This is a genomic window from Thermodesulfovibrionales bacterium (assembly GCA_026417875.1).
In the GTDB taxonomy this organism is placed as follows: Bacteria; Nitrospirota; Thermodesulfovibrionia; order Thermodesulfovibrionales; family CALJEL01; genus CALJEL01.
The window spans coordinates 1-15,184 of record JAOACK010000047.1; the positions used below are offsets into that span (position 1 = coordinate 1).

At 40.6% G+C, this 15,184-nt stretch carries 15 protein-coding genes and 1 pseudogene; 10 read left to right on the forward strand and 6 right to left on the reverse strand.

The window, feature by feature from the left end:
- The 7 genes and pseudogenes from N2257_08225 to N2257_08255 all read left to right on the forward strand — a co-directional run.
- Nucleotides 1-275: GatB/YqeY domain-containing protein (locus N2257_08225; protein ID MCX7794371.1), on the forward strand; the 275-nt coding region annotated here is incomplete at its 5' end.
- Nucleotides 276-278: 3 nt separating this feature from the next.
- The gene (locus tag N2257_08230; GenBank protein MCX7794372.1) at nucleotides 279-1,232 is read left to right on the forward strand and encodes a Nif3-like dinuclear metal center hexameric protein; all 954 of its coding nucleotides are present in this window, start codon (nucleotides 279-281) and stop codon (nucleotides 1,230-1,232) included.
- 26 nt (nucleotides 1,233-1,258) lie between these two features.
- On the forward strand, nucleotides 1,259-3,073 hold the full coding sequence (dnaG, locus tag N2257_08235; protein ID MCX7794373.1) for a DNA primase: 1,815 nt from the start codon (nucleotides 1,259-1,261) through the stop codon (nucleotides 3,071-3,073).
- A 10-nt stretch (nucleotides 3,074-3,083) separates the two neighbouring features.
- Nucleotides 3,084-3,293, forward strand: a pseudogene (locus tag N2257_08240) (hypothetical protein).
- A gap of 603 nt (nucleotides 3,294-3,896) precedes the next feature.
- On the forward strand, nucleotides 3,897-4,646 hold the full coding sequence (rpoD, locus tag N2257_08245; GenBank protein ID MCX7794374.1) for an RNA polymerase sigma factor RpoD: 750 nt from the start codon (nucleotides 3,897-3,899) through the stop codon (nucleotides 4,644-4,646).
- A gap of 7 nt (nucleotides 4,647-4,653) precedes the next feature.
- On the forward strand, nucleotides 4,654-5,514 hold the full coding sequence (locus N2257_08250; protein MCX7794375.1) for an ATP-binding protein: 861 nt from the start codon (nucleotides 4,654-4,656) through the stop codon (nucleotides 5,512-5,514).
- A gap of 60 nt (nucleotides 5,515-5,574) precedes the next feature.
- Nucleotides 5,575-6,816: a YihY/virulence factor BrkB family protein gene (locus N2257_08255; GenBank protein MCX7794376.1), complete on the forward strand. Its 1,242-nt coding sequence runs from the start codon at nucleotides 5,575-5,577 to the stop codon at nucleotides 6,814-6,816.
- A 295-nt stretch (nucleotides 6,817-7,111) separates the two neighbouring features.
- Here the strand turns inward: N2257_08255 and N2257_08260 are convergent, their stop codons facing one another.
- On the reverse strand, nucleotides 7,112-8,218 hold the full coding sequence (locus tag N2257_08260) for a DUF763 domain-containing protein (protein ID MCX7794377.1): 1,107 nt from the start codon (nucleotides 8,216-8,218) through the stop codon (nucleotides 7,112-7,114).
- 286 nt (nucleotides 8,219-8,504) lie between these two features.
- Between N2257_08260 and N2257_08265 the strand changes: the two genes are divergently transcribed.
- From N2257_08265 to N2257_08275, 3 genes are all read left to right on the forward strand, one after another.
- On the forward strand, nucleotides 8,505-8,780 hold the full coding sequence (locus tag N2257_08265; GenBank protein MCX7794378.1) for a rubrerythrin: 276 nt from the start codon (nucleotides 8,505-8,507) through the stop codon (nucleotides 8,778-8,780).
- Nucleotides 8,780-9,271 (forward strand): hypothetical protein, encoded by a 492-nt coding sequence (locus N2257_08270; GenBank protein MCX7794379.1) that lies wholly within the window; start codon nucleotides 8,780-8,782, stop codon nucleotides 9,269-9,271. Before N2257_08265 ends, N2257_08270 begins: the two co-directional genes overlap by 1 nt.
- A gap of 106 nt (nucleotides 9,272-9,377) precedes the next feature.
- Nucleotides 9,378-9,743: a co-chaperone GroES family protein gene (locus N2257_08275; protein ID MCX7794380.1), complete on the forward strand. Its 366-nt coding sequence runs from the start codon at nucleotides 9,378-9,380 to the stop codon at nucleotides 9,741-9,743.
- A 1-nt stretch (nucleotide 9,744) separates the two neighbouring features.
- Here N2257_08275 and N2257_08280 read toward each other — a convergent pair whose 3' ends face one another.
- The 5 genes from N2257_08280 to pheA all read right to left on the reverse strand — a co-directional run.
- Nucleotides 9,745-10,410, reverse strand: a complete 666-nt coding sequence (locus N2257_08280; GenBank protein MCX7794381.1) for a response regulator — start codon at nucleotides 10,408-10,410, stop codon at nucleotides 9,745-9,747.
- Nucleotides 10,403-12,358 carry an aconitate hydratase gene (locus N2257_08285; GenBank protein ID MCX7794382.1) on the reverse strand — a complete coding sequence of 652 codons (1,956 nt, stop codon included), beginning with the start codon at nucleotides 12,356-12,358 and terminating at the stop codon, nucleotides 10,403-10,405. The genes N2257_08280 and N2257_08285 overlap by 8 nt, the downstream gene beginning before the upstream one ends.
- A 2-nt stretch (nucleotides 12,359-12,360) precedes the next feature.
- Nucleotides 12,361-13,386 carry a 3-deoxy-7-phosphoheptulonate synthase gene (gene aroF, locus N2257_08290; protein ID MCX7794383.1) on the reverse strand — a complete coding sequence of 342 codons (1,026 nt, stop codon included), beginning with the start codon at nucleotides 13,384-13,386 and terminating at the stop codon, nucleotides 12,361-12,363.
- Complete coding sequence (gene hisC / locus N2257_08295) at nucleotides 13,377-14,507, reverse strand: histidinol-phosphate transaminase (protein ID MCX7794384.1); 1,131 nt, start codon at nucleotides 14,505-14,507, stop codon at nucleotides 13,377-13,379. Before hisC ends, aroF begins: the two co-directional genes overlap by 10 nt.
- Nucleotides 14,500-15,184: prephenate dehydratase (gene pheA / locus N2257_08300; GenBank protein ID MCX7794385.1), on the reverse strand; the 685-nt coding region annotated here is incomplete at its 5' end. The genes pheA and hisC, both read right to left, overlap by 8 nt.

Consider the following 15,184-nt stretch of genomic DNA (forward strand, 5'->3'; position numbering starts at 1 on the left):
AGATGTGTATAAGAGACAGGTATGAAAGGGCTAATAGATCTGATCTAGCTCATGCAGAGCAGGCAGAGCTTGAGATTCTCCTCTCCTATATGCCCAGACAGCTTACAACGGGTGAAATAGATGAAATCATTAAATCAGTCATAAAAGAGCTCGGTGCTAAAGGACCTCAGGACATGGGCCGGGTAATGAAGGCAGTAATACCGAAACTAAAAGGTGCTGCTGATGGAAAGCTGGTCAATCAGAGGGTTAAGGAATTCCTTGAAAAAGGGATCTAAGTCATGAGGATTGGCGAACTTATCGAAAAGGCAATAAAAACAGGAATAGAAAACGATCCAAGAGGACCTGAAGAGGTAAAAAAAGAGCTTGAAAGGAGAAAGAGGGACTACGAATCACTCAAGGCTGAAGAAAAGGAGGAGTTTGACAGCGAACTCCTTCAGAATCCTTATTCAGACTCAAGACTCCTCTGGGGTGACCCAGAAAAAGAGATAAAGGGTATCTTAATCGGTATTGATATAGAGGTTGGCGAGATACTTCTAGCTGAAACGTTAAGGCAGAAGGGAAGGTCTGTTGACTTAATCATCTCCCACCACCCCGAAGGAAAGGCCTATGCAAACCTCTACCAGGTGATGAAGATGCAGGCTGATATACTCCAGCGATTTGGAGTTCCCATCAATGTAGCTGAAGACCTTATGGAGGCAAGAATAAAAGAAGTAGAGAGAAAGCTGATGCCCTATAACCATACAAGGGCAGTGGATGCAGCACGACTCCTGGACATACCTTTTGCCTGTCTCCATACACCAGCAGATAATATGGTAGCCAGCTATCTGCAGAGACTTTTTGAAGATAAAAAACCTTACACAATAAAAGATTTAATAGATATCTTAAAAGAGATTCCTGAATACAGGGAGGCTTCAAGAAATGGTAGCGGTCCAAAGATACTGATCGGTTCACCACAGAGAAAGGCTGGAAGAATATTTGTGGATATGACAGGAGGTACAGAGGGTTCAAAGGATATATTCCAGAATATTACCAATTCTGGCATAAATACTATTGTGGCAATGCACCTGAGCGAGGAGCACAGAAAGGAGGCTGAGAAACATCATCTCAATGTGGTAATAGCAGGCCATATATCAAGCGATAACCTTGGAATGAATCTCCTTCTAGATGAGATTCTTACAGATAATATAGAGATTCTTGAATGCTCTGGTTTTAAGAGAATAAAAAGAAAATAAAAGAAAATAAATTAAAGGAGAGACGCATGGCGCCATCAGATATTCTTACCGAGATAAAAATGCGTCTCGACATTATTGATATAATCTCCGAATATGTCAACCTCAAAAAGGCGGGCTCTAATTTCAAAGGTCTCTGCCCCTTTCACTCAGAAAAAACCCCATCCTTCACAGTTAGTCCATCAAAACAATTTTATTACTGTTTTGGCTGTGGCGAAAGCGGAGACATGATAACATTTCTGCAAAAGATGGAGAACCTTACCTTTCAGGAAGCCATTGAGAGGCTTGCAAACAGGGCTGGCATTGCATACAAACCTGTTAAAGGAAAATCTGAACAAAACAGAATGTCTTTGCTCCTTTCTCTTCTGAATGAGGCAGGAGAATTTTACAGAAAAAAACTGGCCGAAACAGTAGAGGCATTGGATTATCTCATTAAAGAAAGAAAACTCTTACCTGAGAGCATAGAAAACTTTTCTCTTGGTTTTGCTCCTAAGGAATGGGACAGTCTTTTAAACTACCTGAAAAATAAGGGCTACAGAGAGATTGATATAAAGGATGCGGGGCTACTGAGTTACTCAGAAAAAGGGAGCTATGACCTCTTCAGGGGAAGGATAATCTTTCCAATCTTCAATATACATGGAAGGATAACAGGATTCGGTGGAAGGGTAATGGATGATAGTCTTCCCAAATATCTGAACTCTCCTGAGACCCCTTTATTCAAGAAGGGAGAAAGCCTCTTCGGCCTATTCCAGGCAAGGGAGGGTATAAAAAAATATGGTTTTGCATTAATAACAGAAGGTTATCTTGATGTTATAATGTGCCATCAACATGGGTTCACGAATGCTGTGGCACCCCTTGGAACAGCTCTCACAGAAAAACAGGTCATGCTATTAAGAAGAATGACCGATCGGATAGTACTTCTCTATGATGGCGATAGTGCTGGTATCAGTGCAGCAAAAAGGGCAATACCGATTCTTCTTGAATGCTCCTTAAAACCCCTCGTATCCCTTCTTCCTGAAGGAGAGGACCCTGACAGTTTTCTTAAAACAAATCCTTCTTCTTCACTGCAGAAAATTCTTGAGTCTCCACTGGGTCTTGTCGAGTTTTACATGAAAATTGCAGAGAAACAGGAAAGAATAGAAACTCTTAAGGAACTGACAGGTTTAATTGCCAGAATTGATGACCCTATTATCAGGGGTGAATACATAAAGACCCTTTCACAGAGTGCAGATTTCAAAGAGGAATTCCTTATAGAAGAAATAAAAAGAATAAGGTCGCAGGGTGGAAGACCGGTGAAAACTTTAAACAAATCAGAAAGCAAAGGCCGGCAAGATACTCTAAAATTATCAAGCCCTGAAGCCCTTCTGTTAGCTGTAATACTCAAGCATCCTGAAAAGGCTGGAATTATACTCAAAACCCTTAGCCCTGAGGATATAGAGGAGCAAACATTAAGGAATCTCTATAGCATTATTATTGATACTGTTTCAAAGAATCCTTCTCTTTTAAAGGAAGCAGAAGAGAAAATACTTTTTGAGAATATAATAAATATTATTAATACCTCTGCAGAAGATAAATCTTTTAATACTGAGGCACGGTTGAATCTCTCCGAGGAAAACTCAGAGGCAGAAGTCCTTCGTTCAGCTATCGCACAGCTCACGTTCAGCATCCATCTTGATAAGGAGGGACTTGATAAATTGATATCAGACTGTTTGAAACAGATAAGACTCAGAACAATAGATAGATTAATTCAGGATGCAAGATCAAAAAATGACCTGTTGAGCCTTAACAGACTTTTAAGAGAAAAAACAATTATACAGAATTTAAAAACAGGTATAGCAAAATAGGTGAGGGATCATGGGCTATGTAGATTACCTTGATGACTTTGAGGAAAAAGAGATTGATCTTCTGGGAGAGGAACAGGAAGAGTCTCTTGAAAAACTTCTCGAGCCAGAAATAGCAGAAGAAAGAGAAGCTGAATATGAACCGCTCAAGATTTACCTTAAAGAGATGGGGAGCGTTCCTCTTCTCACTCGGGAGGGGGAGATTGAGATAGCAAAAAAGATAGAAGAGGGCAAAGACATGGTTATGAAAGTAATATTCTCCATGCCATTTGCCCTAAAAAAACTCGTTGAGATAGGCGAACTTGTTGAAAAGGGCGAGGCTCCTCTTAAAGATCTTATTTCTAACTTTGATGATGAGATAGAAGAAGATCTTCTTGAAGAAAAAAAGAGATTTTACAAGACCACTATTAAGATAGGTGAATTACTTAAAAAGAGAAAACAGCTTCTTAGCAGATTAAAAAATAATGACGACATTACCATCCATGAGTCCCTGAACAGGAACAGGGAAGAGCTAATATCAACAATAAAGGAACTCGGGTTGAGAGACTCCGTAGTACTCGCCTTTGCTGATGAATTTAAGAGAAATTATCAGATTATCTATGAACTTTCAAAAAGGATAGGTTCAATAAAGAAATCACTCGGAGCAAGAGGATATAACCTTGGGAAACTTGTAAAATGCGGAATACCGAAAAGAACCACAAGGTCATGTAGAGAAAATATCCAGAAGCTTGTAGAAGAATACCTTGATATCGAAAAGGAGCTTAAAAGAAGAGAGTCCCTTCTCGGTATAAGACTCAATGATATGAAAAAGGCCTATGAAACCCTTATGAAGGGCGAACAGCTCATAGTTCTCTCGAAGTCTGCCCTTATAGAGGCAAACCTAAGGCTCGTTATAAGCATCGCAAAGAGATATATCGGCAGGGGGCTGAGCTTTGCTGATCTCATACAGGAAGGTAACATCGGGCTTATGAGAGCGGTCGATAAATTTGAATACCAGAGAGGATACAAATTCAGCACATATGCTACCTGGTGGATAAGACAGGCGATAACGAGGGCACTGGCGGATCAGTCAAGGACCATAAGGATACCTGTTCATATGGTTGAGACAATAAACAGGATAACAAAGGCAACAAGGGACTTTGTCCAGGCCCATGGAAGAGAACCATCGGTGGAAGAGCTTGCAGAAAAGATAAAGATGCCGGCTCAGAAGGTTAAGAATATATTGAAAATTACAAAGGAACCCATTTCTCTTGAAACACCTGTTGGTGAAGAAGAAGATTCTCAGCTTATAGATTTTATTGAAGACAGCTCGACTCCCTCTCCCTTTGAACATGCCGTCAAACAGGACCTAAAAGCACAGATTGAAAGAGTTCTGGGGACACTCAATGACAAGGAAGCTGCTGTTATAAGGAAAAGATTCGGCATAGGAGAGGATGCTCCTATGACACTTGAAGAGGTCGGGGAGGAATTCTCTGTTACACGGGAAAGGGTAAGACAGATAGAGGCAAAGGCAATAAGGAAACTCAAACATCCATCACGAACAAAATGGCTCAGCGAATTTATAGAACTTAAATAAGTCTTCCATGCTAGATACATTCATTCACGAACTCAAAAAGCTAAATAATTCAATAGTCAGATTAATTGAGGTGCTCGCACCATCCTTTGATGAATCTATTCTTGACAGATATATTGCCTTCAGGCTAACTGCAAGAAATAACAGACCCGTGATAACAGGAATAGAAAAACCAGATCCTGTAAGGTTTTCGGAATTAAAGGGTATAGACTGGATAATTGAAAGATTAAGACAGAACACGGAACAATTTCTGAGAGGCCTTCCCCATAATAATGTACTTCTTTACGGTCCCCGGGGTACGGGAAAATCATCCTCAGTAAAAGCCCTGCTTAACGAATACCACAGCAGAGGGCTCAGGATGATAGAAATACCGAGAGACCTTCTCTTTTATATATCAGAGGTATGGGAAATTCTTAAAAAAAGAAGAGAAAAATTCATCATATTCTGCGATGACCTATCTTTTGATGAAGAGGAGAGGTCTTACAAAACCCTCAAGGCAGTCCTTGAGGGAGGCCTTGAGACAAAACCTGAAAATATAGCAATTTATGCAACCTCAAATAGAAGGCACATTGTACCCGAAAGGGTAAAGGAAAACCTTCCTGATATATCTGAGAATGAACTCCATCCTCGGGAATCTCTTGAAGAAAAGCTGTCCCTGAGTGACAGATTCGGACTGAGGCTTGGATTTTACAGTTTTGATCAGGAGACCTATCTTGAGATAATCTCTAACTACATTTCACTTAGAAATATCAGGGTTAATTTTGAGAGTTTGAAAAAAGAAGCCATTCAGTGGGCACTCAGTCATGGAAGCTTTTCAGGAAGAACGGCAAGGCAATTTGTTGATGACCTCGAGGGACGAATCACGGGCTAACCGATACTTCATCCTGAAATCTTGAATCTTCTATATCAATCCTGTATTCTAAAGTAAAACATGATCCTAGAAATATTTAAAGAGACCTTTATTTCCTTCAGAAGAAACAATTGTATGAATATGGCAGCTTCCCTTGCCTTTTTTGCATCCCTGAGCCTTATACCTTCACTTTTTTTGATAGCCTATTTGTCGGGGTCAATAATAGGTTCATCCAAGATGGCCTTGATAAAGGTTCAGGAATTAATTAATCAGTTTATACCTCGCTATAGCGATATAGTTCTTATGGAGATAAAAAATATAATAGCCTTTAAAAAAGGCCTTGGCTTTATCAATCTCATTGTGCTCTTTTCAACAATCCTTCCCCTTGCCTCATCACTTAGAACATCACTGACAACAATATTCAGAATAGAAATTAAAAAACCTATCCTGATCGAAACACTTATAGACAGCGCAATCATAATGCTTTTTATTGCAGGTTTGACGCTTATTACAATGAAGGACCTATTTATTTCTCCTATTAGAACTTTAATGCCACTCTTTAATATGTCCTTTTTTATAAATATAATCCTTCCTGGAATAACGGTTTTTTTACTCACACTTTTCATTTTCATTGCCTTTACTTTCGGGGGATGGAATCCAAGATTGAATATTCCAAAGATATTTAATCTTTTTAATATTCCTCAGATGAGCTTCAGAATAAAGATAAAAAACCTGGCAGCAGGAGCCTTCGTAACTACTTTATTATGGTTCGGTCTGAAACCTCTATTTAATATAATACTTAAATACAATCCTGGCTATGGATTTATCTTCGGCTCTTTTAAATCCCTATTCATAATAATGATATGGATATATTATTCTCAAATAACCTTTCTTTTTGGTGCTGAATTAGCTGCCTGTCTTCAAAGAAAAGAGGCTATAATGCTTAAAAGGGCGATTAGGAAGGACAGGCCCATCCCTGAAAAATTGCGGGCTAAGTATGTATTGGTTTTCAAAAGTGGTGAGATTATATTCAATGAGAATGAGCAAGGAGATAGAATGTATTACATCCTTAAGGGAAAAGTCACCATCGAAAAATCAGGAAGGGAAGTCATGACAGTCGGTGAAGGCAGTTTCATTGGTGAAATCTCCTTTCTTCTCAATAAACCGCACCCGGCCTCGGCAAGGGCACAGGAAGATACAGAGTTGCTCTTAATTAATTGTCAAAACATAGAGCAACTCCTTCATGAAATACCAGAACTTTTCAGCGAGATTCTTAAGAACATGGCACTGAGACTTGAAAAAACAAATTCTGTGGTGGCTTAAAATATCAATATTTTTCTAAATTCTGCTCTTAATTTTAAGAGGACAATCGAAAAATTTATTTTAGCAATTATCCTATCTTGAAAGAGACTATCAGACCTTTCAAGACCTTAATATCTTGAGCCTTTCGGAAAATTCCAGAAACCGGTGGCCTTAAGAAAAGGCTGAAAATTTATATTTAACAATTCTCCTCAGATCGCTTTCAGGAATCTATGAAGCTTTAAAAGGTGAAATATTTGAGACTTTTAAACAATAATACTGATTGAACTGATAAAAAATCCTCGTGAAAATAATTACCTCAGCGTAAAAGGGTTCTGGTGTTATTAGAATTTTCCCAAATAAAAGCAAGCCTCTTGATGGCATCGAGTTTTTCCCTGTGACCCAGTCTTGATGCCTCCACAGCCTTTTTAATTATCTCTATTGTCCTGTCATAGGTCTTTCTGTCAACAGGATAGGGTGTACCATCCTTTCCTCCGTGGGCGAATGAGAATCTTGCAGGATCTTTAAAACTTGGGGGCTTTCCGTAAATAAGCTCTGCTATCAGGCTCAGTGCCCTCAGGGTCTTTGGTCCTACACCTTCAATACTGAGCAGCTGTTCAAAATCTGCTGGCAATCTTTCGTAGGTCTTAAGCAGCACCCTGTGAAGTCTTTGCGGATCAATATCGAATACTGTCACATCATGTCTTGAGCTCAAGTTAAGATGGCTTATTTTCTCAAGCTCCTGGATGGTCCTTTCAGGTTTCTGTGATGCGAGCTGTACGCATACCTGTCTAGTCTCACTACTTTCCTCTGCCACGAGATTTAGAACCTGCCTGTGTTTCTTCTGCGAGCATATGGCACTGTGGGGCTCATTAACAAAATCCTTAACCCGCTCGCTTAACCAGTGATATCTCCTTGCTCTCTTTGCCTCCTGATTCATTCCCTGCTGTATAACAGCCCAGTAGCCCTCAGGTGTAAAGACAAAAATATGATGATAGAGCTGATAGCCATCCTGAAGAGCAGAATTATCAACCTTTGCAGAGAGCCTGCTTGCATAGATCAAGGGGTCTGGATTAATACCGAATCTATCAGAATATAACCTGATCTGCTCTGGTGTTTTTCTTGAAATAGCTCCCTTACCGCCCGCAATGAATATACCTGTGTCTCTTTCAAGTCCCCTCAGTGCCTCCTTAAGAGCGCCTGTGGATGTGGTTGTAAGTCCGCTTGAGTGCCAGTCAAAACCGAGGACACACCCAAGTGCCTGAAACCAGTAGGGATCAGAAAGTTTTCTTAAAAAATCTATCCTGCCGAATTCAGAAATCAAAGCAACAGCTATCTCCCTTGCAAGAGAGACCATTCTCTCAAAAAGCCATCTCGGTGCCTTACCGTGATGAAGCGGTAAGGTAGCTATTCCTGTCCTGTGCATAAAATTATTTATCTTTTAAATTTTATAAATTTTTCTGAATTCTACGAATCAAAGATTCATGAATATTTCAACTCATTAAAAAGCAGGTGATGGAACAAATACACTTTAAGAAGTTTAGCTCCGCAGAAAACATTTAAAAAGGTTTTATGTTCTAACAGTTGCACATAGCAATCCCGCGCTGTCACATGCCTGCCCCTTTCTATGAGCAATTTAGAAAATTATAGCATGAATAGATTAAAAGGGTGTGTTATAATTTTAGCAATGAAATAGAAAACAAGGAGGTCTTATGCTTTCCAGAATACTTTTTGATATATCAAAGCTATCAGAACAGGACATTGAAAAGGAGATATTAAGAATAGGTATTATTGCAGAACTTGATGCCATAAATCTCTATGAACAGCTCGCTGCACTTTCAAAAAATGAAAAAATCAGAAAGGTTTTTCTTGATATTGCAAGGGAGGAAAAGACCCATGTGGGAGAATTTCAGACCCTTTTATTAATGATTGATGAAGAACAGGTAAAGGAGCTTGAGGAGGGAAAAAAAGAGGTTGAGAGGCTCTGATGCCTTTCAGGTATTATCAGAAACTCAGCCCGATGAAAAAAGAGATATACAGAAGGAGTGACAGCATCACCTCCGTAAATTTAAATGGTGCAGAGAGGCTTTCTGGCATCATAAAGAGTATTGAAGAATATCTACAGAAGGAAGACCAGTTCAGCCTTCAAAATAAATGCCAGGAACTAGCAATTTCTCTTTCAAAAATGCTGGGTGTACCTGGAATAAAGATAAAAATACTCTCAATAAGACCATCAAGTTCCTGTAGAGAGCTACACGGCCTTTATTACCCTAAAAGGGGAGACATTCCAGCCATGATAATCCTCTGGATGAGGACTGCAAAAAAAGCAAAACCTGTCACATTCAAGACCTTTCTAAGAACATTCATTCATGAATTCTGCCACCATCTTGATTATGAATTGTTTAAACTACCTGAATCCTTTCATACAGAGGGTTTTTATAAAAGAGAATCCTCTATCCTTCATCAGCTTTTAAATTAATATCCGGGCAAGGTCGCTTAATTTTTAAGGTTTCAAGTAACGAAGGTTTTGAGTTCCGGAAATAACGAGTATGGAGTCCTTATGAAGAAGAATGTTAAAATCAATTATGAAGGCAAAGAAGAATCTCATCGTTGTTGGTGACAGAATACTTATTGAGCCTGATGAGAGGGAGGGTTTTACAGGTGGAGGTCTCTATCTTCCTCCTACTGTAAAGGAAAAGGAAAAGGTTCAGGGCGGATATGTCGTAAAGACAGGTCCTGGATATTTAATTCATGATGTTAATTCTTCAAGCGATGATCCCTGGAAACAGAGAAAAAAACCAAAATACATTCCCCTTCAGGCAATGGAAGGAGATTATGCTATCTTTTTAAAAGACTCTGCGGTCGAGATAGAGTTCGAGGGGAAAAAATACCTTATCGTACCTCATTCTGCTGTGCTCGCTCTTATCAGGACAGAACTTGTGGAGGAATAATTCAGACAAAATAACTCCTAACCCTTTCTGCTAATTTAGCAGGTGTAGTCGTCATCTTCGGAAGAAATTCCCTGGCACCGAGGGAAAGGGCTTTATCCACATCAGCTGGAATGACCCTTGCTGAAAGTACAATCACCGGAATATCCTTCAGTTCCGGATTTAATTTCATAATCTGCATAAGTTTAAAACCATCAAGCCCCTCCATCCAGAGGTCAAGGATGATAAGATCAGGTCTTGTCTCCTGCATCATCTTTAATGCCTCAATACCATCCTTTGCCTCAATTACCATGAAACCATCATTCTGTAGCTTGCTTTTATATATAGCCCTTGACTGGCTGCTATCATCAATCAGAAGTACTGTCCTTCTTCCCGTAATAGCAGCCAGCTTTTTTTCTCGAAGCCTGTGAATGGCATCAATCAGTTCAGGAGGAGGCGACAGAAACTTTACACCAATACCTATTCCCTGCTCATAGTGCTGGATCTTTGCCTTAATCTTGAAGTCTTTATCAAAAATCCTGAAGGCTATATCAACTGTAGCTCCGGGGATGAATTCCGTGGGAGTTGCTATATACATTCCTCCCTCGCTTATATCAAGGCAGTGGGCCTTCATTATGCCATTTATGAAAACATCAGTAGAAAATAATATTCTATCTTTCTTTCTAAGCATCTCTTTCAGCCCTTGCCTTTATCCAGGGCAGAAGACCTCCTGATAGAAGAATATTCCTTTCCCTCTCATTAAGCTCTAGTATCGTTAAAAATACATAGCCTCTCTCAAGATTCTCAACAGGAACCTCTTTTAGACCATGAAGGAGTATACTCTTTATATTTTTTATTCTTAATTTTTCGCCAGGAATTATTTTTTCATAATCCCGGGCATCCTTAAATACAAGTGGAATTATTCCGAAATTTATAAGATTTGCTCTGTGAATCCTTGCAAAGGACTTTGCTATAACTGCCCTGAGACCAAGATACATTGGAGCAAGGGCTGCATGTTCTCTTGAAGAACCCTGTCCGTAGTTCTCTCCTCCGACAATTATAATTCCTCCCTTTTCTTTAAACTCAAGAGCCCTCTTGGCAAAAGCTGGCTCAATGTTATGAAATACATATTCTGCTATTGCCGGGATGTTTGACCTGAGAGGAAGTATCTTTGAGCCAGCAGGCATTATATCATCAGTGGTTATGTTATCTCCGAGTTTCAATATAACTGTTGCCTCAATATCTTCTTCAAGCGCTTTCCTTACAGGTACATCTTTAATATTTGGACCCTTTTTAACCTTAACTTCCCTGTAATTCTGGGAAGGAGGAATAAGGAGGTTATCATTAATGATAAAACTCTCAACCTCAGCAGGGTTCTCTATTTCAATACCGGCATCCCTTGGATCAACAAATTCTCCCTTTATGGCTGCAATGGCACAAACAATCGGGCTTGCAAGATAGACAAAGGCATCCTTTGTTCCGGAACGACCCTTAAAATTTCTATTATATGAACGGAGTGATACCTGGCCTGTACCTGGAGCACCACCCATTCCAATACATGGACCGCAGGCAGCCTCGAGAATCCTAGCTCCTGCTCCTATCATATCAGCCATAGAGCCATCCCTTGCGAGCATCTCATAAACCTGCTTCGAACCCGGGTTCACAAGCAGGCTGACATGCCTTGCAACTGTCCTTCCCCTGAGAATGGAGGCAACCTGTTTCATTATGGAATAGGATGAATTCGTGCAGCTTCCAATACATACCTGGTCAATCTTCTTTCCGCTCAGTTCCCTCACAGGTACAACATTGTCAGGACTGTGAGGCTGTGCTACAAGTGGCTCTATCTCTGATAGATTCAGTTCTATCACCTCATCATAATCTGCATCAGGATCAGCTGTAAGCTCTATCCAGTCAGACTCCCTTCCCTGTGCTTTAAGGAATTTTTTTGTAATCTCATCAGATGGAAATATTGAGGTTGTTGCACCCAGCTCTGCGCCCATGTTTGTTATTGTTGCCCTTTCTGGCACAGATAGCTCTCTAACACCAGGACCGCTGTATTCAAAGATCTTGCCCACCCCACCCTTTACTGTCAGTCTCCTTAAAAGCTCAAGTATAACATCCATTGCAGTGACATAAGGTCTATTTAGTCTTCCTGTAAGTCTGACATTAACAACCTTTGGCATTGTTATCTCAAAGGGTTCTCCAGCCAGTACACCTGCTGCCTCAAGACCACCCACTCCTATTGCAAGCATTCCCATTCCTCCACCTGTTGGAGTATGACTGTCTGTACCAAGGGCGATCTTTCCCGGTGCAGCAAATCTCTCAAGATGAACCTGATGGGATATGCCATTTCCTGGCTTTGAAAACCAGGCACCGTATCTTGCTGCAACACTCTGTAGAAAGGCGTGGTCATCAGGGTTCATAAAATCAGACTGAAGGGTGTTGTGGTCCACATAGGATACAGCCAGTGGAACCTTTACCCTGTCTATACCTATAGCCTCAAACTCAAGCCAGGCCATTGTGCCTGTTGCATCCTGTGTATAGACCTGGTCAACCCTGACAGATACCATCCGTCCAGGTGATACCTCTCCTGAAACAAGATGGCTTTCTATGATCTTTTCTACAATATTCTTACCCATAGCTAAATCTCTCTTCCCACAGCCTGGGCTATAACCTTAAGTTCTTTCATCAATTCTTTAAAAGCATCCGGTTTAAGGGACTGATCTCCATCAGAGAGTGCCTCCTGGGGATTGTGATGGACCTCTATAAGAAGTCCATCTGCTCCTGCTGCTATGGCTGCCTTTGCCATTGAGGGAACCAGGTCCCATTTGCCCACTCCATGGCTCGGATCTACCACAACTGGAAGATGGGTCATCTGTTTAAGCACGGGCACAGCGCTCAGGTCAAGGGTATTTCTCGTTGCTGTCTCAAAGGTTCTGATACCTCTTTCACAGAGTATTACATGAGGATTTCCCTGAGAAAGGATATATTCAGCACTCATGAGCCATTCTTTTATTGTAGCAGAAAGTCCTCTTTTAAGGAGCACAGGTTTATTAATCTTACCAACCTCAAGCAGAAGCCTGAAGTTCTGCATGTTCCTTGCACCGATCTGTATTACATCAACATATTCAACAAAGAGGTCTATATCCCTAGGATCCATTAGTTCTGTAACCACGGGCAGCCCTGTCAGTTCTGATGCCTCCTTCAGATATTTCAAGCCCTCTTCACCGAGCCCCTGGAATGTATAAGGTGATGTCCTGGGTTTGAAGGCACCACCTCTTAAGAAGGTTGCTCCAGCATCCTTTACTCTCTTGGCGATCTCAATAATCATATCCTTTCCCTCAACAGAGCAGGGGCCTGCCATCACATGAATTCTTTTACCGCCAATTATACAGTCCCTTACCTTTATCTCTGTAGGGGTCTTTTTGAAATCCTTACTGGCTACCTTAAAGGGTTTAAGGATCCTCATTATGTTTTCAACACCGGGCATTACTCTGAATCTTTCTTCTTCCTCCTCAGTGACCTTTGATGTATCACCTATAACACCTATTATGGTCCTCTCTGCTCCTCTGGAGACAGTAGTTTTAAAACCGTACTGCTCAAGTTTTCTCAGGATATTCTCTATCTGTTCCTCTGTTGCTTCAGGGCTAAGTACTATTATGTCCATTGATGACCTCCTTCTTTAATAATACCTTCAAGTGCTTTTATGAATCTAACATTCTCCTTTCTCGTTCCTATTGTAACCCTTATCTCGTTCTTTCCAACAGGTCTTATGATAATACCTCTTTTTAGCATCTCATTAAAGAGTCTCTGGACCTCAAAGGGAAATTTCATATAAATAAAATTTGCCTCTGTTGGTAAAAAATCTATACCGAGCCTTTTAAGTTCTTTGTAGAGGAAAGTCTTTTCCCTTTTATTCATAGAAGCTGACCTCTTTATATGTTCTCTGTCCTTTAATGCATGAATTGCCGCAATCTGGGCAAGGGAGTTTACATTAAAGGGTTCCCTTACCCTGTTCATCTCTCTGATCAGTTGTGCAGGACCTATGCCATAACCTATTCTCAATCCAGCAAGTCCGTATATCTTCGAAAATGTTCTTAGTATAAGAAGAGGATAGCCTTTCTTAAAATATTCAAGGGAATCTGGATATTCCCTGCTGGTCACATACTCATAATAAGCTTCATCAATAACCACCAGCACATTTCCAGGTACCCTCTTCATGAAGGCATCAAACTCTTCCCTTTTGTTTATTGTACCTGTGGGATTATTTGGATTGGCAATGAATACTATTCCTGTATTACTGTCTACTGCATCTAACATACCCGTGAGGTCATGTCTTGAATCTGAAGTGAGAGGGACCTCCACTGCCCTGGCTCCTGCTATCTTTGTTGCCATAGCGTAGACAATAAAGGAGGGCTTTCCCATAACAGCATTCCTCCCTGGCATGAGCAATGTCTTTGCTACAATATCAATGAGCTCATTTGAACCATTACCTATAATGAGCTCCTCTGTGCTTACACCGAGTTTTTTTGAAAGCTCCATCTTAAGATAATAACAGCTTCCGTCAGGATATCTATTAAGCTCCTTTAATCCCTTTCTGATTGCTGAGATGGCCTTCTTTGAAGGTCCCAGGGGATTCTCATTTGAGGCAAGCTTTATAATATCCTTTATTCCCAGCTCTCTCTGGAGCTCCTCTATGGGCTTTCCGGGGACATAGGGACTGATATCCTTTATGAAATCTGAAATACTGAAATGAAATTTCATGATCCTTTCGTTTCCTTCACTCATATCTCGGATAGGAGCCAAGAATCCTGAAGTCAACGCAGATATCCTTGACCTTCTCAAGTGCCTTCTTGACCCTGCTATCTTCTGTATGGCCCTCAAGGTCAATAAAGAATATGTACTGCCAGGCCTTCAATTTAGAGGGCCTTGATTCTATCTTTGTAAGATTAATCCTGTAATCTTTAAAAGGAGTAAGAAGGTCATGGAGTGCACCAGGTCTGTCTTTTAAAGAAACCATTATGGATGTCTTATCCCTTCCTGTTCTGGGAACCATTGTCTTCGATATTACAAGAAACCTTGTATAGTTATCCTTAAAATCCTCTATGTGTCTTTCCACAAATTCAAGGTTATAATATTGGGCAGCCAGGTCTCCTGCTATTGCCGCTCCCTCAGGATCCTTTGACGCCAGTTCTGCTGCCTTCGCTGTACTTGTTGCTTCAATTATCTCTATGCCCGGCATATTCTTTTCGAGCCATCTCCTGCACTGGGCTGTTGCCTGGGGATGGGAATAGATCCTTTTTATTTTAGACCTCTCTCCAGTGATAGAAAGAAGATTATGACTTATCTCGAGCATTATCTCTCCAGAGATATAAAGGTCAAAATCCATGAACATATCAAGGGTGTAGCTAACAACCCCTTCTGTTGAATTCTCTATGGGCACTACACCGAAGTGAGCCCTGTCC

Excerpts from the sequence above, each read along its gene's own strand:
- N2257_08230 (MCX7794372.1), top strand. The coding sequence starts at position 279 with ATGAGGATTGGCGAACTTATCGAAAAGGCAATAAAAACAGGAATAGAA.
- dnaG (MCX7794373.1), top strand. The coding sequence starts at position 1,259 with ATGGCGCCATCAGATATTCTTACCGAGATAAAAATGCGTCTCGACATT.
- rpoD (MCX7794374.1), top strand. The coding sequence starts at position 3,897 with ATGAAGGGCGAACAGCTCATAGTTCTCTCGAAGTCTGCCCTTATAGAG.
- N2257_08250 (MCX7794375.1), top strand. The coding sequence starts at position 4,654 with ATGCTAGATACATTCATTCACGAACTCAAAAAGCTAAATAATTCAATA.
- N2257_08255 (MCX7794376.1), top strand. The coding sequence starts at position 5,575 with ATGATCCTAGAAATATTTAAAGAGACCTTTATTTCCTTCAGAAGAAAC.
- N2257_08260 (MCX7794377.1), bottom strand. The coding sequence starts at position 8,218 with ATGCACAGGACAGGAATAGCTACCTTACCGCTTCATCACGGTAAGGCA.
- N2257_08265 (MCX7794378.1), top strand. The coding sequence starts at position 8,505 with ATGCTTTCCAGAATACTTTTTGATATATCAAAGCTATCAGAACAGGAC.
- N2257_08270 (MCX7794379.1), top strand. The coding sequence starts at position 8,780 with ATGCCTTTCAGGTATTATCAGAAACTCAGCCCGATGAAAAAAGAGATA.
- N2257_08275 (MCX7794380.1), top strand. The coding sequence starts at position 9,378 with ATGAAGGCAAAGAAGAATCTCATCGTTGTTGGTGACAGAATACTTATT.
- N2257_08280 (MCX7794381.1), bottom strand. The coding sequence starts at position 10,410 with ATGCTTAGAAAGAAAGATAGAATATTATTTTCTACTGATGTTTTCATA.
- N2257_08285 (MCX7794382.1), bottom strand. The coding sequence starts at position 12,358 with ATGGGTAAGAATATTGTAGAAAAGATCATAGAAAGCCATCTTGTTTCA.
- aroF (MCX7794383.1), bottom strand. The coding sequence starts at position 13,386 with ATGGACATAATAGTACTTAGCCCTGAAGCAACAGAGGAACAGATAGAG.
- hisC (MCX7794384.1), bottom strand. The coding sequence starts at position 14,507 with ATGAGTGAAGGAAACGAAAGGATCATGAAATTTCATTTCAGTATTTCA.